Annotated in this window: 22 protein-coding genes and 1 pseudogene; 18 read left to right on the forward strand and 5 right to left on the reverse strand. The window is 35.2% G+C overall.

Translation table 11 applies throughout. The features are described from left to right. Positions 1 to 133: 133 nt before the first annotated feature. The gene (locus tag ACFX5U_RS03475) at positions 134 to 1,381 is read right to left on the reverse strand and encodes a DUF6600 domain-containing protein (protein WP_400262511.1); all 1,248 of its coding nucleotides are present in this window, start codon (positions 1,379 to 1,381) and stop codon (positions 134 to 136) included. A 261-nt stretch (positions 1,382 to 1,642) separates the two neighbouring features. Here ACFX5U_RS03475 and ACFX5U_RS03480 point away from each other — a divergent pair. From ACFX5U_RS03480 to ACFX5U_RS03510, 7 genes and pseudogenes are all read left to right on the forward strand, one after another. Then, positions 1,643 to 2,402: pseudogene (locus ACFX5U_RS03480) on the forward strand (MlaE family ABC transporter permease). Between the two features lie 2 nt (positions 2,403 to 2,404). Then, on the forward strand, positions 2,405 to 3,178 hold the full coding sequence (locus ACFX5U_RS03485) for an ABC transporter ATP-binding protein (protein WP_400262512.1): 774 nt from the start codon (positions 2,405 to 2,407) through the stop codon (positions 3,176 to 3,178). Positions 3,179 to 3,182: 4 nt separating this feature from the next. Further along, positions 3,183 to 3,560 carry an MlaD family protein gene (locus tag ACFX5U_RS03490; protein WP_400262513.1) on the forward strand — a complete coding sequence of 126 codons (378 nt, stop codon included), beginning with the start codon at positions 3,183 to 3,185 and terminating at the stop codon, positions 3,558 to 3,560. A gap of 46 nt (positions 3,561 to 3,606) precedes the next feature. Further along, entirely contained in the window at positions 3,607 to 4,188 is a 582-nt protein-coding gene (locus tag ACFX5U_RS03495; RefSeq protein ID WP_400262514.1) for a hypothetical protein, read from the forward strand. A gap of 140 nt (positions 4,189 to 4,328) precedes the next feature. Beyond that, on the forward strand, positions 4,329 to 5,024 hold the full coding sequence (locus ACFX5U_RS03500) for an RluA family pseudouridine synthase (RefSeq protein WP_400262515.1): 696 nt from the start codon (positions 4,329 to 4,331) through the stop codon (positions 5,022 to 5,024). A 40-nt stretch (positions 5,025 to 5,064) separates the two neighbouring features. Beyond that, complete coding sequence (locus tag ACFX5U_RS03505; RefSeq protein ID WP_280570323.1) at positions 5,065 to 5,334, forward strand: hypothetical protein; 270 nt, start codon at positions 5,065 to 5,067, stop codon at positions 5,332 to 5,334. Between the two features lie 11 nt (positions 5,335 to 5,345). Further along, on the forward strand, positions 5,346 to 5,756 hold the full coding sequence (locus tag ACFX5U_RS03510; protein ID WP_280570320.1) for a DUF983 domain-containing protein: 411 nt from the start codon (positions 5,346 to 5,348) through the stop codon (positions 5,754 to 5,756). Between the two features lie 14 nt (positions 5,757 to 5,770). Here the strand turns inward: ACFX5U_RS03510 and ACFX5U_RS03515 are convergent, their stop codons facing one another. After that, positions 5,771 to 6,055, reverse strand: a complete 285-nt coding sequence (locus ACFX5U_RS03515) for a DUF4286 family protein (protein WP_038696311.1) — start codon at positions 6,053 to 6,055, stop codon at positions 5,771 to 5,773. Between the two features lie 158 nt (positions 6,056 to 6,213). Here ACFX5U_RS03515 and ACFX5U_RS03520 point away from each other — a divergent pair, with 158 nt between their 5' ends. The 11 genes from ACFX5U_RS03520 (at position 6,214) to ACFX5U_RS03570 (ending at position 15,052) form a co-directional block, all read left to right on the forward strand. Next, positions 6,214 to 6,636 (forward strand): hypothetical protein, encoded by a 423-nt coding sequence (locus ACFX5U_RS03520; protein WP_400262516.1) that lies wholly within the window; start codon positions 6,214 to 6,216, stop codon positions 6,634 to 6,636. Positions 6,637 to 6,649: 13 nt separating this feature from the next. Continuing rightward, positions 6,650 to 8,104, forward strand: a complete 1,455-nt coding sequence (locus tag ACFX5U_RS03525) for an alpha/beta hydrolase family protein (RefSeq protein ID WP_400262517.1) — start codon at positions 6,650 to 6,652, stop codon at positions 8,102 to 8,104. Positions 8,105 to 8,109: 5 nt separating this feature from the next. Beyond that, positions 8,110 to 9,777, forward strand: a complete 1,668-nt coding sequence (locus tag ACFX5U_RS03530; protein ID WP_400262518.1) for a sensor histidine kinase — start codon at positions 8,110 to 8,112, stop codon at positions 9,775 to 9,777. A gap of 6 nt (positions 9,778 to 9,783) precedes the next feature. After that, a complete protein-coding gene (locus ACFX5U_RS03535; RefSeq protein WP_038696317.1) occupies positions 9,784 to 10,482 on the forward strand; it encodes a response regulator transcription factor in 699 nt (232 codons plus the stop codon). A 145-nt stretch (positions 10,483 to 10,627) separates the two neighbouring features. After that, positions 10,628 to 11,101 carry a transcription elongation factor GreA gene (greA, locus tag ACFX5U_RS03540; protein WP_400262519.1) on the forward strand — a complete coding sequence of 158 codons (474 nt, stop codon included), beginning with the start codon at positions 10,628 to 10,630 and terminating at the stop codon, positions 11,099 to 11,101. 117 nt (positions 11,102 to 11,218) lie between these two features. After that, positions 11,219 to 11,632 carry an HIT family protein gene (locus ACFX5U_RS03545; protein WP_038696319.1) on the forward strand — a complete coding sequence of 138 codons (414 nt, stop codon included), beginning with the start codon at positions 11,219 to 11,221 and terminating at the stop codon, positions 11,630 to 11,632. Between the two features lie 176 nt (positions 11,633 to 11,808). After that, positions 11,809 to 12,093, forward strand: coding sequence for a DedA family protein (locus ACFX5U_RS03550; protein ID WP_400262520.1), 285 nt, complete (start codon positions 11,809 to 11,811; stop codon positions 12,091 to 12,093). Then, a complete protein-coding gene (locus ACFX5U_RS03555) occupies positions 12,032 to 12,463 on the forward strand; it encodes a DedA family protein (protein WP_400262521.1) in 432 nt (143 codons plus the stop codon). The genes ACFX5U_RS03550 and ACFX5U_RS03555 overlap by 62 nt, the downstream gene beginning before the upstream one ends. A 5-nt stretch (positions 12,464 to 12,468) precedes the next feature. Beyond that, entirely contained in the window at positions 12,469 to 13,011 is a 543-nt protein-coding gene (locus ACFX5U_RS03560; RefSeq protein WP_038696320.1) for an inorganic diphosphatase, read from the forward strand. Positions 13,012 to 13,019: 8 nt separating this feature from the next. Then, positions 13,020 to 14,333, forward strand: coding sequence for a hemolysin family protein (locus tag ACFX5U_RS03565; protein WP_038696322.1), 1,314 nt, complete (start codon positions 13,020 to 13,022; stop codon positions 14,331 to 14,333). A 5-nt stretch (positions 14,334 to 14,338) separates the two neighbouring features. Beyond that, positions 14,339 to 15,052: a 16S rRNA (uracil(1498)-N(3))-methyltransferase gene (locus ACFX5U_RS03570; protein WP_038696324.1), complete on the forward strand. Its 714-nt coding sequence runs from the start codon at positions 14,339 to 14,341 to the stop codon at positions 15,050 to 15,052. A 31-nt stretch (positions 15,053 to 15,083) separates the two neighbouring features. Here ACFX5U_RS03570 and ACFX5U_RS03575 read toward each other — a convergent pair whose 3' ends face one another. The 3 genes from ACFX5U_RS03575 to ACFX5U_RS03585 form a co-directional block, all read right to left on the reverse strand. After that, positions 15,084 to 15,560: a hypothetical protein gene (locus tag ACFX5U_RS03575; RefSeq protein ID WP_038696326.1), complete on the reverse strand. Its 477-nt coding sequence runs from the start codon at positions 15,558 to 15,560 to the stop codon at positions 15,084 to 15,086. Between the two features lie 92 nt (positions 15,561 to 15,652). After that, a complete protein-coding gene (locus ACFX5U_RS03580; RefSeq protein ID WP_400262522.1) occupies positions 15,653 to 16,999 on the reverse strand; it encodes an ABC transporter permease in 1,347 nt (448 codons plus the stop codon). 1 nt (position 17,000) lies between these two features. Then, positions 17,001 to 17,666: an ABC transporter ATP-binding protein gene (locus tag ACFX5U_RS03585; RefSeq protein ID WP_038696330.1), complete on the reverse strand. Its 666-nt coding sequence runs from the start codon at positions 17,664 to 17,666 to the stop codon at positions 17,001 to 17,003. Between the last annotated feature and the right edge of the window lie 147 nt (positions 17,667 to 17,813).

Consider the following 17,813-nt stretch of genomic DNA (forward strand, 5'->3'; position numbering starts at 1 on the left):
AGGTTGTGCGCTTCTGGTCTGTTGCCCTTGTGCAGGTCTACTTGTTCTAGCATCGTTGCTTGTCGAAGATTGTACCTTTGCAGGTTGTGCACTTCTGGTCTGTTGTCCTTGTGCAGGTCTGTTACTTCTGTTTTCACGACCTGTTGTCGATTGTACTTTCGCTGGTTGTTCGTTTCTGGCCGGTTGTGTCTGCGTAGTTTCTGCTACTTCTGGTAGCTTGTCCTTGTACAGGCTGGCCACTCTTACGTATTTCCTCTTGTTTTGAAGATGATGTATTACCCCTAGTTCTATCCGTGCGAACTGAACTACTATTTGTTTCAGTTCTGGCGTTGCCTGTATTAGAAGAGTTATTTATCGTTGCATTCGAATTATCTCGAGTACGGCTACTACCCGTTACGTTACTGCTATTTTGATTTCTGTTGGCCGCTCTATCATTGTTTCGTGTTGTTGTGCTATTATTTGAACCAGATCTTACTGTAGCGTTTCCCTTGTTATCAATGTAGAGTTCTCGGTTACCTCTGGTAGTTGTCATATTGTCTCTGCCAGAGATGACTTTATCATTTCTATTCTGCAATGACGAATTATTGTTACGAGTACGTGAAGAAGCATCAGCAATACGGCCTGGTCTTGCATCTGTTCTAGAATTGCGGTCAATATTAGGACGGTACATATCTATACTGTTTTTGGTTACACGTGAAGTACCTGCTCTTCCAGAATTATTGATATTTCTTACGCTTACTCGTTTGCCTGTACTGCGTTCAATATCCGATCTTCTCGGACCTCCATAATAGTTTCTATTGTTGACAATAATTGTGTTATTGATAATCGTGGTTTTATTATAGAAATTATTGTAATTACGTGGATGTACATAATAGCGATCCAATCGGTTACTATAGATATTGGATGACCCTACAAATACCCATAAATTCATCGGTAAGTTAATGGAAATATTGATACCTAAAGGTGCCCAACCATAGTAACCAGAACCCTGTCTCCAATTTACCCAAGCTGGTCCCCACTCATAATCAGGAGTCCATGCCCAACCATAATTATTATTGTACTCCCATCTGCCATAGTGGAAGGGTGCCCAACCCCATGAATAGTTAGATACCCAAGTGTTTCCATATTCAGTCATGGTCCAATAGCCATTTGTTGAATAGGGTTGAAAGTTTGGACCTACATCCGGAATCCACATATAACCATGTTCTCGGTCATTTACCCAATCTCCGTAAGGAGCGAGTTCATCATAGAACATTTGGAAAGAAACATCGCTCTGGTAATCGTTATACCCGCGCTGGGCAAATGTTGCATTTGGATTTGTAAAAAAAAGCACACTCAATATTGTTAGTGCTATCAGTTTTATATGTTTAATTCTTTTCATGACAATTCAATTTTGTAAATCGTGAAAAATAAGTTCTTTCAATTTGGTAAGTATGACACCTAAAATCGGCCTATGGTTTAATTAGACTTTTGGTTTTTTTTATTAGAAAACTTAATCCATATTATTTTGTTGTGTTTTAAGACTATAAGTGAACTTACAATGAAAGTAAGTGATTATGGGTTGATTATAATTATCTATTTTTTGTACCTTTATCCCTTCAATCGTGTCATAAAATAGTATACACAGGAAATATTTATTTTAATGTTAAATAAACTTCGTTCATTTTTTACTGAATTTGCAAATATTCATCGGTTCTTAACTCGCTTTTGGCGAGAGCTAGTTACACCTCCGTATGAATTCAAAGAGATAATTCGCCAATGTTTTGAGATTGGTTATAAATCTTTGCCATTAATCAGTTTAACTGGTTTTATTGTGGGGTTTGTTTTTACGAAACAATCACGACCATCTTTAGAAGAGTTTGGTGCCACGTCTTGGTTACCATCTTTAATATCTATAGCTATTATTCGTGCATTGGCGCCACTGGTTACCGCATTGATCGCTTCGGGTAAAATCGGGTCGCAAGTGGGGGCAGAGCTGAGTTTCTATGAATGTCACAGAACAAATTGATGCCATGGAAGTATCGGGGACGAATCCTTTTAAATTTTTAATAGTCAGTCGCATTATTGCAACTACAATCGGAATACCGATTTTATGTTTTTATGTGGCAGGCGTTGGGCTATTGGGCGGATATTTGAGTATGGCTGCGAAAGATGACTTGAGTTTTTTGAGTTTTTTTACACAGGTATTTGAAACAATTGGTTATCAAGATATATGGGCAATGGTTTTTAGAGCTGTTGTATTTGGATTTACTATAGGTGCGGTGAGCTGCTATTGTGGGTATTACTCTTCTAAAGGAACTGAAGGGGTCGGAAAGGCTGCAAATGCAGCTGTTGTTGCTTCTATGTTCTTGGTTTTTATTGAGGAAATAATCATCGTGCAAATCTTATCGATAATAAGTTAGATATGGAAAAAGTTAAAACACCTATTGATTATCAAGATGCTGTCATTACGATACGTGGCGTCAGTAAATCATTCGGAGAGAACCATGTTTTACGAAATGTTGATTTAGATTTATATCGCGGAGAAAATTTAGTTGTATTGGGTCGTTCCGGTACGGGTAAATCGGTCCTTATAAAACTGATAGCAGGTTTATTGAAACCTGATTCGGGCTCAATCCATGTTCTAGGCAGCTCTGTTAATGATTTAAAAGATAAAGATTTGATGCAATTGCGGTTGCGTATTGGTTTTTCATTTCAAAATAGTGCCTTATACGATAGTATGACCGTGCGTGAAAATCTGGAATTTCCACTGATTCGGAATAAAAGAAATCTGACACGTGCAGAGATTAATAAAGAAGTAGAAGATGTACTTGAAGGGGTAGGATTATCTCAGGCGATTAATCAGATGCCTTCCGAATTGTCTGGTGGACAGCGGAAAAGAATTGGTATTGCGCGAACATTGATCTTAAGACCAGATATCATGATGTATGATGAGCCAACAGCAGGCTTGGATCCGATAACTTGTTTGGATATCAATAGTTTGATAAATGAAGTGCAAGAGCGTTATAAGACATCCTCTATTATTATTACACACGATTTGTCTTGTGCAAAATCGGTGGGAGATCGCGTGGTAATGCTGCTAGATGGTAAGTTTGAAAGACAGGGATCTTTTAAGGAAATATTTGAAACAAATGATGCGCGAGTTAAAGCGTTTTATGATTATAATTTTATTGTTTAATTAAATGAGCAAAGCAGAAAATAAGAGAGCAGTAATAGTGGGACTATTCGTTTTTATAGGGTTAGCTATTCTGATTGCGGGTATTTTTGTATTGGGTAGCCAGCAAAAGAAATTCACAAAGACTTTCGAAATAGCTACGTCTTTCCCAGATGTTGCAGGATTGAAAGTAGGAAGCAATGTTTGGTTTTCAGGAGTGAAAGTAGGGATTATAAAAAATATTCATTTCAAGAACTTGCAAGACGTAGAGGTGGTTATGACCATCGAAGAAAAATCTTCTGAATATATTCGTAAAGATGCGATTACCAAATTAGGGTCCGATGGTCTTATTGGTAATAAAATCATTGTAATATCAGGCGGTTTCTCAAAATGCACCTTCAATTGAAGCAAATGATTTTCTTCGTTCAGCGAAAGCTGCAGATATGGAGGCTATGATGGAAACATTGCAGCTTAACAATCAGAATTTAGCAAAAATAACGACTGATTTTGTTGAGATTTCACGTGGCTTGGTTGAAGGACGTGGTGTCGTGGGCTCTTTGTTGACCGATACGGCTTTGGTTTCTTCTTTACAACAATCGCTACAATCAATAAGTCTGGTAATGGCAAAAGCAAATACAGCAACTTCTAACTTGGTGTTATTGACAGAAAAGTTGAATTCGAATAAAGGATTGGTTCACGACCTGACAACAGATACAGCAGTGTTTGCGAGTTTAAGAGCTTCAGCGGCTCAATTGCAAGGTGTTTCTCAGACAGCAAATGCGCTGATGACAAACTTAAATGCTGCTTCAGACAAATTAAGTAGTAAGGATAACGCCATTGGGACCCTGATCAATGACCCTGCAGTTGGTGACCAACTGAGAGATGTTGTTCGTAATTTGAATACAAGTACAGCTAAATTGGATCAAAATATGGAAGCTTTACAAAGCAATTTTTTGTTGAGAGGTTTCTTCAAAAAGAAGGAGAAGGAAGCGAAAAAAGCAACTGAAGAGTTGTTAAAGGACTCTGTACAATAGAAATTAAAATAGGAATGAAAGTAAAGGACAATTTTCTCAAAAAATTGTCCTTTACTTTTTTAAGGTATTCTGATTAGCCGTATCTTTGTTCGATTAATCATAGTCTGATTATGACTATTGTTGGATTTTATTTGATATAAATGAATAGTATTACAGATAGAGATGTTATCTATGAAGATAATCATCTTATCGCGATAAATAAGAGAGCAGGAGATATTGTTCAAGTCGACGATACAGGTGATAAATCCTTAGAAGAAATGGTTAAGGAGTATTTGAAAAATAAATACAACAAACCTAATGAAGCCTTTTTGGGGGTTATTCATCGTCTTGACAGGCCAGTAAGTGGTCTTATAGTTTTCGCGAAGACAAGCAAAGCACTTGAACGAATGAATAAACTTTTCAAAGAGCGTCTGGTAAAAAAGACCTACCTAGCCGTTGTGAGACAAAGACCTGCAGAGCCAACTGGGAAATTGATTAATTGGTTAGTGCGTAACCGTGAAAAGATGGTGACTAAGTCTTTTAACAAAGAGGTCAAAGATAGTAGTTATGCAGAATTGGATTACTCCTTGATTGGAGAATTGAATGGTTTTCACTTATTGAAGGTTGAGCCGTTGACTGGACGCACACATCAGATTCGTGTGCAACTATCGACTATGGGTTGCCCTATTGTAGGAGATAATAAATATGGTTATCCTCGTGGTAGTTCTAAAGGTAGTATATGCCTGCACGCAAGGTCTCTAGATTTTGTGCACCCAATCAAAAAAGAACCTATGAAGTTAACTGCTCCTTTGCAACATGACGGTTTTTGGGAGAAATTTTCTAAGTTTAAAGATTAATCTCAATCAACTTTCTCCTATTTTTAAGTATCTTTGTATTATGAAAACGGTTAAGTATTTGCTAGTTACGATTGTTTTATTTTTCACGATTAGTGTAACGGCTATTAGTTCAGTACAAGCACAATGTGCCATGTGCTCCTTAAATGCAGAAAATTCTACACAGAATGGTAATACGCAAGGGAAAGGTTTAAATGATGGCATTTTATTCTTACTAGCCATTCCTTATTTAGCAGCTGCAGGTTTGGGCTTTCTGTGGTATAAGAAATTTCGTATTGCAAAGGCGAATAAATCGCAGGAAAAAATTCTTTAAAAATAGCAACTATGCCAACTTCTAAATTTCATGCTCTTATTCATTCAAAATGTCCAAGATGTCATGTGGGAAATATGTTTGATGGATCTGCGTATGGTTTTCGTAAACAAAAGACAAATGATATATGTCCGGTTTGTAATTTAACTTTTGAAATCGAACCCGGATATTTTTACGCAGCTATGTATGTTAGTTATGCTTTGTCCGTGGCCCAAGTAGTTACTTTAGGAATTATAACAGGAGTATTGACTGGAAGTGAGTCACCTTGGACATATATGGTTGTGCTTTTTGCAACAATTATTATGTTTGCACCTTTCAACTATCGTTATTCCCGATTGGTATTGTTGCATTTAATGACTCCAAAAATAGCCTATGACCCGAAGTGGGAGCTTGCAGAGGAGAATAAAAATAAGAGCGATATTTAATATCGCTCTTATTTTTATAAGTATTTCATAGTACTATCAAAAATAAAGGCTTTATCCTTATATTTTGATAAAATCTCATTTTGAAGGTGAATGAGGTGATTTTGTTGAAATAACGCTATATCCTCTTCTGATGGAACCTGTATTTGTAAACAGTAGGTTACTCCTTCATGTGGAGAATTAAGCATTTCTAAAAAATGAGGATTAAACGTTGTATTGTTTAGAAGATTTTCTTTAATCCAAGAAACTATTTCCTGATGTACAGATTCTTCTGATATGATGGATATGTTATATAAATACATGAGGACAAAAATATAAACTTTAATTGCCTTATTGAAATATAAAATATATATATTGAAATACAATAATTATGAGTTGTTCTTGTAAAATTAAAGTTGCACATGATTTGTTATTGGTAATTAATTTTAATCTTTGATTAGGTTGACGAATGAGGTTTTTTATGCGCGCACACATTATATTTTCTACATTAATTATCATACTATTTCTAGGTATTGGCTGTTCGAGTAATAAAACAGAGCGTATACCTATAGAAAGTTTTTTTTCAACACCTGAAAAAACCTCCTTTAAGATTTCTCCAGATGGTAAATTTATCGCCTACATTGGTTTGGATAATCATTGTAAAAATATTTTTTTGTTGAATTTAGCAAATCGAGATAGTTCAAAACAATTAACCTATCAGAATGACATGAATGTCAATAGTTTTGTATGGGGGGATAATAAAGAAATAATTTTCTCAATTGAACAAACCTCTAATGATAGTCTGAGACTTTATTCTGTTAATATTTTAACGGATTCGCTTCAACCACTAATAAAGCCAATGAAGGCTAAGTTCCGTTGGGTTTCAACCAGCTCAATTATATGATAATGGAATTATTGTGGCAATCAATAATCGGGATTCATCTATTTTTGACTTACATAAGCTATATATCGATGGTAGAAAATCTGAAATGATTCTTCAAAATCCTGGAAATCTAAATTCTTGGTTTGTCTCTAATGATGGTCAGGTAAGATTGGTGATGGCTAATGATAGTGTTGAAGAATCATTGATGTATAGGCCAGACAATCAGCAACCTTTCCATCAGGTTTTAAAAAATGATTTTGGGTCTACTATTATTCCCATGGGTTTTGTGAAAAATTCGACGACTAATATTTATGCACTTTCCAACATAGGAAGGGATAAATTGTCTTTGGTAGAATACGACTTGAATCAAAAATTGGAAATTCATGAAGTTTTTAGTAATAAAGAGGTAGATCTTGACCGTGGGGGCTATTCATCCTTCACGAACGATATGATGTATTCTTCGTATACTATCTCTAAAAAAAACCGTCATTTTTTCAATAGCAATACAGCCCAAATTTTTAAAAGAATAACGGATAAGGCAAAAGGCTCTGAATTTGATATTATTGATGCAGACTCTACCTTTAGTAAAATTATAATCAGAACTTATACAGATACTAACCCAGGGGCAATTTATTATTTTGACTGCCAGGATAATGAATTACATAAGCTTACAGATAACAACCCTAATCTGAAAGACAGGGAATTGTCTCAAACAGAGTTGGTGAAATATCAAGCACGAGATGGTAAGATTATTACGGGCTTTATCACCTATCCATTGCATGAAAAACGAAAAAATCTTCCCGTTGTGGTTTTACCGCATGATGGGCCCAATCAAAGAGAGGTTTGGGGCTTTGATCATGAAGCACAGTTTTTTGCGAATCGTGGTTATGTTGTGTTTCAAATGAATTATCGTGGGTCGGTGGGTTATGGGAAATCATTTTGGTCTGCTGGATTTAAGGAATGGGGAGGTAAGATTCAAGATGATATTACTGATGGTGTAAAATGGCTTATTAAGGAAGGCATTGCCGATAAGGATAGGGTCGCAATAGTAGGGAAGGGGTTCGGTGGATACTCGGCACTCCATGCAGCTTGTTTCAATTCAGATCTATATGCATGTGCTGTATCTTATTCTGGGTATACCAATCTATTTACCTATTTTAGGGATATACCACCATATGTAAAACCATATTTGCAAAAGTATTATCAAATTATCGGTAATCCTATTCGTGAATCGGGCATGTTTAAGCAAATTTCACCCGTATTTCATTCCAATCGGGTGAAGATTCCAGTTTTAATTGCTCAAGGAGGTAAAGATCGGTTTAGTTCTGTCACAGATGCTAATCAATTCGTTCAAAAGCTTAAGAATAATAATATTCCAGTGCAGTATATTTTGAAAGAAGAAGAAGGTAGAACGTTTAAAAAGGATGAGAACGTGATTCAATATTATCAAGAATTAGAGAAGTTCCTAGATAAATACATTGGTAATTAAGGGTGATGAAAGAAACGAGTTATAACTATCGTAAGAACTTTGGATTGCTTTTTGTCTTTTTTGCATTTGTTACGCTTTTGTATTTAGTCGTTATTTTTGCAGCTCGAAATTACACGATAAACCATGTTGATAATGAATTTACAAATAGAAAATCAGAAGTATTTGACTTAACATTAATGCCCTTCAATGATTTTTTTCAAAATAGAGTACCTGAAGTTTCTTTTTATCAGGGTTATCTAGATTCTTTGGAGGCTGGGAAATATGCGTACAGCGTTTTAAGCTCTTATCCTTTTGTGAAAGAGATTGTATTTTATGACATGCTTTTTAGTAACGATAATAGAATACTTGCCGGATTTTCTATCAATGGCTTAAATATCAGGCCAAAGACATTATCTGTTTTCACTGTTAATAATCGAGGGTTAAGCAAAAGGTATATTACCAAAAGAGAAGAGATGGGTCCTTTTAATGAAGAACTCAATAGTATGGGGATTAAGGTGGCAAGTTATATTGATAAATTGCAAGCCAATTCCAAATTGACGGATAAAGATATACTTCGGGTATTTTATGCTACACAGCCCGGGCGTATAACCTATCTCAACATTCCGAGAATCAATGATTTGTTCGTATATAAGGATATTATGGATGTTAAGTTAGATCACATCGTCAATTACGAACAAGATATGTTTGTGTTTAATGTAGATCCAACGTTTCTAGAAGTCAAAAATATCTATCCCAATCTTTATGAACGTATCGAAATAGTCCCAATTGTCAGAGCACCGGTAACCTCAGATATTAAAGAATTTGTCACAGAGATGCCTTTGCCAGGTGCTTTAGCAGATTATAAATTACTTTTTCGCTCAAGTGAATCTTTTATATCCATGGAGGTGAATCGGAGCTTTTTTCCGATTGTGCTCGGAATTTCCCTCGTGTATATTACACTACTTGTAATCTTATATTTGATTTACCGAAATTTAGAAATTAACGGAAGGTTGTTTAAATTGCAATATGATTTCATCAATAATTTGACACATGAGTTTAAGACTCCGGTGAGTGTGATCAAGATCGCGGGGAATAACATTAAAAGCGCCCAGTCTTTATCCGATGAGGAGCGGACTATGTATGGTAATATATTGGACCAAGAATCAGATCGACTGAATAATTTAATGAACAAGCTATTATCCTTTAGTCAAATTGAGAATAAGACAATTAAGCTAAAAAAAGAAGAGATAGATTTAAATTCTTTTGTTGATAATATTGTTGCTTCTACCCAGTTGAAGCACACCGATTTTAAGATATCAAAAGACATTAACGTGAAATCCAGCTTGCTAGCCGACCCTGTATTATTAACAAGTGTATTTCAAAATTTAATGGATAATGCTTACAAATACTCAGATCAGAAGCGGAAAATACTAGATATTAAAATACAACAAAATAAAAAGAATTTTGTTATTATCTTTAGGGACGAAGGGATTGGTATAAGTAAGAGTGAGTTTTCAAATATATTTAAAAAATTCTATCGTATAAAGAGTCAATACAATCAGCAGGGGAGTATTGGTTTGGGTTTAGCCTTTTGTAAAGAAATAACAGAATTTATGGGGGGAGAAATTTCTGTTAAAAGTGAAATAGGTAAGGGAAACTACCTTTACTATCATTTTTTCAGTTTAAAAATATAATTAATTATGAGCAAAGAAATAACTGTAGCTGTTATTGAGGATGATGAAAACCTACGCTTTTTAGTTCGTCACAGATTAGAAACTGAAGGGTATAATGTTGTTCAAACGGGGGATGGAAATGAAGCTGAAAAGTTGATTTTAGAAAAAAAACCGGATGTTGTATTGTTAGATTGGATGTTACCAGGTAAAGAAGGTAATGAAATTTGTGAAAACATTCGTAAAGCAGGATTTGAAAATATAGTCATCATGATGACTGCTAAATCACAGGATATAGATAAGATAGAAGCATATAGTTTTGGAGTAACGGATTATATCAGTAAACCTTTCAATATGGATGTATTGATTGCGATGATTGAAAATAAAGTTCGATTTTTCTTACCTAAAAATACACCTGAGGTTTATCATTTTGGTAAAACTGAACATCAACCAAATATACATTCGCTCATCAGAGATGGTAAAAAGATTGAATTGACTATTCTAGAGAACCGGATCTTGTTGCATTTTTTACAAAATGTGGGTAAAGAAATAACACGTGAAGAATTAATGGAAGTAGTATGGGGATATAGTTCAAATGTCAATACAAGGACGCTCGATATGCATGTTGTGAGATTGAGAAAGAAGATTGAGAAAAATCCAGATAAGCCATACTATTTACAGACTGTGAGAGGTTTAGGTTATCGTTTTGTAGACGAAGAAGAGAATTAATCTGAATTGCTGAGTAAGAATTTGTTTTGTTAAAAACAATTCTTACCTTCGTATTATATACTGCGAGACCATGTTATCTGACAAGGATAACATGGTCTTGTTTCATTTTTGAAATAAGAAGGTAAATAAAATAATAACTAAAATTATGGCAGAAGTAACTTATTACACCGCAGAGGGATTACAAAAACTCAAGGAAGAGTTGCACTATCTTAAAACTGAAGGAAGAACTCTTATCTCAAACGCAATCGCTGAAGCTAGAGATAAAGGTGATTTATCTGAGAATGCAGAATATGATGCTGCAAAAGAAGCACAGGGTATGCATGAGGCGAAAATTGCTAACTTGGAAAATACAATGGCTAGTGCGCGATTGATCGATGAATCAAAATTAGATTCGACAAAAGTGTTGGCCTTGTCTATCGTGAAGATTAAAAATAAGAAAAATGGCGCAGAAATGACTTATCAACTGGTTTCTGAAACCGAAGCTGATATGAAGTTGGGTAAGATTTCTGTTAAGTCTCCTATTGCCAAAGGATTACTTGGTAAATCCAAAGGAGATATAGCGGTAATTGATGTGCCAGCTGGTCAAATCGAATTCGAGATTATCGATATAACAAGATAAATTATAACGGTTATGTGCGGTTTTGCCATAACCGCATATTATTAAAACATTATCTCATCAATTAAGGTTGCATTACATGCAGCCTTTTTTTATATTTGGTTTATAAACAACTCAAATATGTCTACAATTTTTTCAAAAATAGTGTCGGGGGAGATTTCTGCTTATAAGGTCGCAGAGAGTAATGATTTCTTAGCTTTTCTAGATGTTAGCCCTTTAGCTAAAGGTCATGTCTTAGTTATCCCAAAACGTGAAACAGACTATATATTTGATATTCATGACGACGAGTATATGGCCCTTTGGGTTTTTTCAAAAATAGTTGCTCAAGGTATTCAACGTGCTTTTCCTTGTAAAAAAATAGGAGTAGCAGTTATTGGATTAGAAGTTGCCCATGCTCATATCCATTTAGTTCCCCTTAATAATGTTTCTGATTTAAATTTTTCTCTTCCTAGGCTGTCCTTTACACACGAAGAATTTACTGAAATAGCAGAAGCGATAAAAGAGTCAATTATCAATGTTACAACTGATAATTAATCTTAAAGAAGCTTATCTAAAGTAGTATTTTAAATATAAATATAAAAAAAGACTATAATATATTATATCTTTGCAGCTTATATAGAAACTATATGTCTATATAAAATGTCATAGATTGTGATTATATTATCATGACATTTTTTCACAAAAATAAGTGGAAACATAAAAAAGAAATTATGCAAGATCTTTTGTTGTCTTTTCAACAATTACTGAACCCAGAGGAATTATTGAGCTCTGGAGGTTTTTATTTAGTTTTACTAATTGTATTTGCTGAAACAGGTTTGTTTTTTGGTTTCTTTTTGCCAGGAGATTATTTGTTATTTTTAGCGGGACTTTTTTGCGCATTAAATAAAATCGAAATTGATATCGTTACACTTTGTGCAGGTTTAATTGTCGCAGGTGTACTCGGTAATTTTGCTGGATATTGGTTTGGATATCGAGCGGGGTCCCATGCTCTTTAAGCGGAAAGATAGTTTAATTTTTAAGCGTAAATATGTCGTAATGGCCGAAGAGTTTTACCATAAATACGGTGGTACTGCACTTATTATTGGAAGATTTGTACCTATAGTAAGGACTTTTGCTCCTATTTTTGCTGGGGTCGTTAAATTAGATTTTAAGAAATTTGTAATTTTCAATATTTCCGGAGCTATGCTTTGGGTATTGCTATTAACCTTATCGGGTTATTTTCTGGGGATAGAATTCCCTTGGATAATAGATTACGTCGAATACATTATTGTTGGATTAATTGCCGTTGCCTTCTTACCGATTGTCATTGCATTGATCAAACGTAAATTGAATGATAATAAAAACAAACAAAATAATATACAGTAAATCAAATGAGTACACAAAATCCTTGGCATAAAGTATCTCCTGGTGCTAATGTGCCAAATTCAGTAAACGCAATTATTGAAATTTCAAATGGTTCAAAAGGTAAATACGAATTAGATAAAGAAACAGGTCTTTTATTATTAGATCGCGTTTTGAGTTCGTCTGTTGTTTATCCTGCTAATTACGGTTTTATTCCACAAACATATTGTGATGATAATGATCCTTTAGATATTTTAGTGATTTGTTCTGTTGATATTCTTCCATTGACGTTGGTAGAAGCACAAATCATTGGTGTGATGAACATGGTTGATGGTGGTGAACAAGATGATAAAATCATTGCTGTAGCTAAAAACGATCCTGTATATAATTATATTACAGATATTGAACAACTTTCCCCACACAGTATGAAAGAAATTGTTCAATTTTTCGAAAGCTATAAAGCGTTAGAAAAGAAAAATGTTGTTGTAGAAGGAGTTCAAGGACGTCTGGTAGCACAACAAATTCTATTGGATAGTATAGAATTGTACAATAAAGAATTTGGTAATAAATAAACCCCATAATGGCCCTCGATATTTTTTGGACAATATTTTTAGTAGTTGCAAATGGTTTTTTTGTTGCCGCAGAGTTCGCTATTGTCAAAGTAAGAGCCTCGCAGATTGAGCTCCAAGCAAAATCAGGAAGCAATGTTGCTAAAATTGCAAAAAATATTACAGAGCATTTGGATAAATACCTAGCTGCAACCCAGCTAGGTATTACTTTAGCATCCTTAGGCTTAGGCTGGAAAGGTGAAGCTGTGATGACCGAAATTGTGTCAAATATGTTTTCATATTTGAATGTTGACACTTCTCAAAGTTGGGCTAAATGGACAGGTTTTGCGCTTGCATTTGGTACCATTACATTTTTACATGTCGTTCTTGGTGAATTGGCACCGAAATCAATCGCCATACAAAAACCTGTAGCAACAACCATGAAAGTGGCTATACCATTACGGATATTTTATTGGCTATTGATGCCTTTGATTTATGTTTTTAATGGCTTTGCTAACTTTTTATTAAGATTGATCGGTATTCAATCTCATTCCAGCGAATCTTCCCATTCTTCAGAAGAATTACAGTATTTATTGGATAAGGGAAAAGAAAGTGGTGCCTTGGATACTTCTGAACATGAGTTGATTAAAAATGTTTTCGATTTTAATGAACGTATCGTAAAGAATATCATGGTTCCTCGAACCAAGATTGTTGCTGTAGAAGAAGATTGTGCAGCCATAGATTTCATTAATACAGTTACTGAAGAAGGATATTCTCGTATTCCTATTTATGACGATAGCATCGATCAAATTGTCGGTATCGTGCATACAAAGGATATTCTACCCATCGTTATGAAAGGTAAGGAAGTCGTATTGAAAGATATTATGCGTAAACCATACTTTATTCCCGAAACCAAAAAAATTAATGATTTGATGGCCGAGTTTCAATTGAAGAGAATTCAGTTGGCTATTGTTTTAGATGAATTTGGAGGAACGGCGGGTATGGTCACTTTGGAAGATATTGTTGAAGAACTTGTAGGAGAGATTCAAGATGAGTACGACGAGGAGACCCCAGTGGTTGAGCGCATTTCTGAAACAGAATATATGGTTGATGCTGGTGCAAGTATTCATGATGTAAACGAATTTTTACCTCTTGATTTACCAGAAAGTCAAGATTACGATACCGTTTCGGGATTGGTAAGTGATTTATTTGATAAGATTCCAGAAGTAGGAGAATACAAGGAAATATATGGTTATACGTTTACGATTATTCGTAAGACACAACAAAATATAGAATTTGTAAAATTAGAATTGGTTGAATCCATGGATGATGACCGAGAGGATTAATACTTATGCAGTTATTTTTTACAGAAGAGATTAGACCTGATTTCAAAAACTTTATTCTAAGTGAAGAAGAGAGTAAACATGCTATTCGAGTACTTCGACTTCAAGGAGGGGATAAAGTTCATCTCATTGATGGTCGCGGCGGATTGTATGAAGCGGAAATTTTAGACCCACACCCTAAAAGAACAGTCTTGACGATAATCCATGTTCAAGAGAATTTCCAGAAATCATCTTATCACCTACATATCGCTGTGGCACCAACTAAGAATATCGATCGCTTCGAATGGTTTTTAGAAAAAGCAACAGAGATTGGTATCCATGAAATTACACCTTTGATATGTGAACACTCAGAACGTAAAGAAGTTAAGTTGGATCGTTTGAATAAAGTAATTGTGTCGGCGATGAAACAATCTTTAAAAGCCTATATTCCAAAACTGAATCCCGCTATTACTTTTTCTCAGTTTTGTAAACAACAGGAAGAAAATACCGCTACAAAAGTTATCGCTCACTGTATTGATACTGAAAAGCAATATCTAAATCAGGTATTACAACCAGGTAAGCATTATATCGTAATGATTGGTCCGGAAGGTGATTTTTCGACAACAGAAATCGAACAAGCTTTAAACTTAGGTTATCTTCCCATTTCACTAGGAGAAGCAAGATTAAGAACAGAAACAGCAGCACTCACTTCATGTCTTGAAGTTTCGTTACTCAATAGATAAAATAAAATAAGCCGCTATTTAGCGGCTTATTTTATTTTATAAGAATTGCATCTATAATCATGATTTCAGAGTTCCCTTGTAAAGGGTCTTTATTGAATACCATTTTTCCCTTTAGTTTGACAGGTTCTTCGGTAAACTTAATCGCATCACCTTTTAAAAAGACTTCCACCATGGGTGGGATTCCATTTGATCCACAAAACATACATTGTGCTACCGGAAGTACGGATATCATGAAATTTTTGTGCGTCCGTCCACTTGTCAAGGGAACCATATAACCAGGGATCTCAACAATTTTATTTTCTAACGCCTTCAATTCAGCAGGGTAGAAAGGTGTGTATATTTTTTTACTCCCTTTATATGAAACCTGATAGGCCATTTTATCAATTGCTTCCCAAGTTTTGTTCATCATTGGGGTGTGGTCAGGCACACTTGGATCAAGCCCAATCTGCGCATTTGCAGTAAAGCAACAGGTTATCAGTAAGCTTAAGAATACGATTATTTTTTTCATCAGAATATATTATTTATGCGTATAAAGTTGAATGTTATAGTTGAACTAGTTACCCTCGGTTTGTTATTTAAAGCGCCTCGTTTCATAGTGTTCTAATTGTGCGATAAAATTTGTGAGATGGTAGTTCTATATGCCTTTACTGCCGGGATTAAAGCCGAAATGATACCGATAGTACAAGCTAATAAAATAAAAATAAATTCTATAGGATTTAGACGGAAAGCATCAATAAAATCAGCACTTTGACTTGTTTGTAAACTAATCATGTAAAGTGCGATATGTGCAAAAAGAAGACCTAAAAATCCACCTATTATTGTGATGACCATACCTTCAAGAATAACTAGTGAAAATAGTTTAAGTTTGGAGGCTCCTAAAGTGCGCATGATTGCTAAGTCATATTTACGCTGTTTCAGCGCGTTGTACAAGCTTATAAAAACACTTAATCCTGCGATCGACATAATGATATAGGCTAATATCTGTAAAGAGTCTATTCCTACACCTAATAGTGAAAATAAGCGAGAACTTTCTATCGCAGGTGAGGCTGCTTGCATTTGTGTATTTTGAGCTATAAATTTTGGTAATACAGCAAGTGCCGCTGGCGAACGGTATTGTACCAGTAAAGCGGTAATCTCTAAGCCAGCGGAGTGAATCATATCTGCTCCAATGGATTTAACCATCATACCATTATTCTGTTGCTCATGAGTATGATCGTGTTCATCATCGCTAATTTCACCATGATGATGGAGATAAGCATCCCTAGTCTCCACTAGATCTTCTTTGGCTTCGGCCTCTTCCGTAGTCAGCCCGTCATGGTGGCCCGAATGTTCGATTCCATGCACATCCCAAACACTACTAAGACTCGTCAGAATGAGGTTGTCCGTGATGTTGTTATTATGTGCTAATATCCCTACAACTGTAAATGGATGTTCAGCATGGCTATGGCCATCTTTGCTTAGGCCGTGTGAACTATGGATTTGATCACCAATTTTAATATGCTGCTTGCGGGCAACATCAGTTCCAATAACGACCTCGTAGTCTTGATGAAATAATGTCCCTTGTTGAATTTTGGTTTCATATAAAGTAAGAAAACTCGAATCCGTACCTACTATGCGATGCCCTTTATAATTGTCACCTAATGAAACCGGAACAGCAAGTTTTACAAGTGGGTTATGCTGTATTTTTTCAGCTTCAGCTAGGGAGATATTTCCAGTGGGGTTATCAATATGATACACACTAGACAAGATCAGCTGAAGTGGGCTTCCTTTGGCCCCTACTACTAAATCAATGTTTTTACTATTATTTTCCAGTTGTTTTTCAAAGCTATCGCTGGTAATTGAAAGTACGCATAATATAGCTACACCAAAAGCAGTGAGTAAGATACTAAGTACAGTCGATCCAGTTTGTTTACTGATGTTCTTCCAAACTAATTGAATGGTATTCATACTATTTATGATTAGGATTGAGGGTATTTAAGTCGTAGGTATTCGAAAAGTTGTTTTTTATTCTTTTATCATGGGTTGCGATGAGGAGTGTAGCTCCCTGTTGATCCGCTATTTCCATCAATAAAGATAAGACACGTATTGTATTTTGATCATCAAGTGAAGCTGTTGGTTCATCTGCAATCAAAAGTAAGGGTTTATTGATGACTGCTCGAGCAATAGCAGCACGCTGCAACTGGCCTCTACTTAATTCATTGGGATAGGCGTGAGCCTTGTCAGCCAGTTGAAGTTTAGTTAATACATCAAGCACATCATTTTTATTAACTGTTTTTTTTGCAAGTGATTGTGCTAGCTGAATGTTTTCAAGGATAGTCAGATTTTTGAGCAAATGTGCCTCTTGGAAAATAAAACCTATATGTTGTGACCGAAATTCATCTAATTTCGAAGTATTGAGTTGATAGATATCTTCTCGATTGATCCATACCTTTCCTTGCGTCGGTTTCGAGAGTCCTCCTAATAAATGAAGCAATGTTGTCTTACCTGTACCAGAATCTCCAAGCAAAAGAGTATGTTGACCTTTTTCAATTTGAACTGAAGGGAAACTGATTGACACAGCCCCTTTGTATTGAAAGGAGAGTTCTTGAGTTGTTATAATCGGATTTGTCTGCATGGTATCTTCATTTTTTCAAATGCTAAATTTAACCTAATTCTAGCACATAACCCGAATTGTTGTGACAATATTACATCACATATGTATTTATTATTAAGACCGACCATACTTAACATTTTGCATGTTAATCAAATATTAAGCCCATAA

Origin of the sequence: Sphingobacterium sp. SG20118, assembly GCF_044740685.1 — a bacterium.
In the GTDB taxonomy this organism is placed as follows: domain Bacteria; phylum Bacteroidota; class Bacteroidia; order Sphingobacteriales; family Sphingobacteriaceae; genus Sphingobacterium.

What these genes read in the sequence shown, in the direction of transcription:
- ACFX5U_RS03475 (WP_400262511.1), bottom strand. Translation starts at nt 1,381, where the DNA reads ATGAAAAGAATTAAACATATAAAACTGATAGCACTAACAATATTGAGT.
- ACFX5U_RS03485 (WP_400262512.1), top strand. Translation starts at nt 2,405, where the DNA reads ATGGAAAAAGTTAAAACACCTATTGATTATCAAGATGCTGTCATTACG.
- ACFX5U_RS03490 (WP_400262513.1), top strand. Translation starts at nt 3,183, where the DNA reads ATGAGCAAAGCAGAAAATAAGAGAGCAGTAATAGTGGGACTATTCGTT.
- ACFX5U_RS03495 (WP_400262514.1), top strand. Translation starts at nt 3,607, where the DNA reads ATGATGGAAACATTGCAGCTTAACAATCAGAATTTAGCAAAAATAACG.
- ACFX5U_RS03500 (WP_400262515.1), top strand. Translation starts at nt 4,329, where the DNA reads ATGAATAGTATTACAGATAGAGATGTTATCTATGAAGATAATCATCTT.
- ACFX5U_RS03505 (WP_280570323.1), top strand. Translation starts at nt 5,065, where the DNA reads ATGAAAACGGTTAAGTATTTGCTAGTTACGATTGTTTTATTTTTCACG.
- ACFX5U_RS03510 (WP_280570320.1), top strand. Translation starts at nt 5,346, where the DNA reads ATGCCAACTTCTAAATTTCATGCTCTTATTCATTCAAAATGTCCAAGA.
- ACFX5U_RS03515 (WP_038696311.1), bottom strand. Translation starts at nt 6,055, where the DNA reads ATGTATTTATATAACATATCCATCATATCAGAAGAATCTGTACATCAG.
- ACFX5U_RS03520 (WP_400262516.1), top strand. Translation starts at nt 6,214, where the DNA reads ATGCGCGCACACATTATATTTTCTACATTAATTATCATACTATTTCTA.
- ACFX5U_RS03530 (WP_400262518.1), top strand. Translation starts at nt 8,110, where the DNA reads ATGAAAGAAACGAGTTATAACTATCGTAAGAACTTTGGATTGCTTTTT.
- ACFX5U_RS03535 (WP_038696317.1), top strand. Translation starts at nt 9,784, where the DNA reads ATGAGCAAAGAAATAACTGTAGCTGTTATTGAGGATGATGAAAACCTA.
- greA (WP_400262519.1), top strand. Translation starts at nt 10,628, where the DNA reads ATGGCAGAAGTAACTTATTACACCGCAGAGGGATTACAAAAACTCAAG.
- ACFX5U_RS03545 (WP_038696319.1), top strand. Translation starts at nt 11,219, where the DNA reads ATGTCTACAATTTTTTCAAAAATAGTGTCGGGGGAGATTTCTGCTTAT.
- ACFX5U_RS03550 (WP_400262520.1), top strand. Translation starts at nt 11,809, where the DNA reads ATGCAAGATCTTTTGTTGTCTTTTCAACAATTACTGAACCCAGAGGAA.
- ACFX5U_RS03560 (WP_038696320.1), top strand. Translation starts at nt 12,469, where the DNA reads ATGAGTACACAAAATCCTTGGCATAAAGTATCTCCTGGTGCTAATGTG.
- ACFX5U_RS03565 (WP_038696322.1), top strand. Translation starts at nt 13,020, where the DNA reads ATGGCCCTCGATATTTTTTGGACAATATTTTTAGTAGTTGCAAATGGT.
- ACFX5U_RS03570 (WP_038696324.1), top strand. Translation starts at nt 14,339, where the DNA reads ATGCAGTTATTTTTTACAGAAGAGATTAGACCTGATTTCAAAAACTTT.
- ACFX5U_RS03575 (WP_038696326.1), bottom strand. Translation starts at nt 15,560, where the DNA reads ATGAAAAAAATAATCGTATTCTTAAGCTTACTGATAACCTGTTGCTTT.
- ACFX5U_RS03580 (WP_400262522.1), bottom strand. Translation starts at nt 16,999, where the DNA reads ATGAATACCATTCAATTAGTTTGGAAGAACATCAGTAAACAAACTGGA.
- ACFX5U_RS03585 (WP_038696330.1), bottom strand. Translation starts at nt 17,666, where the DNA reads ATGCAGACAAATCCGATTATAACAACTCAAGAACTCTCCTTTCAATAC.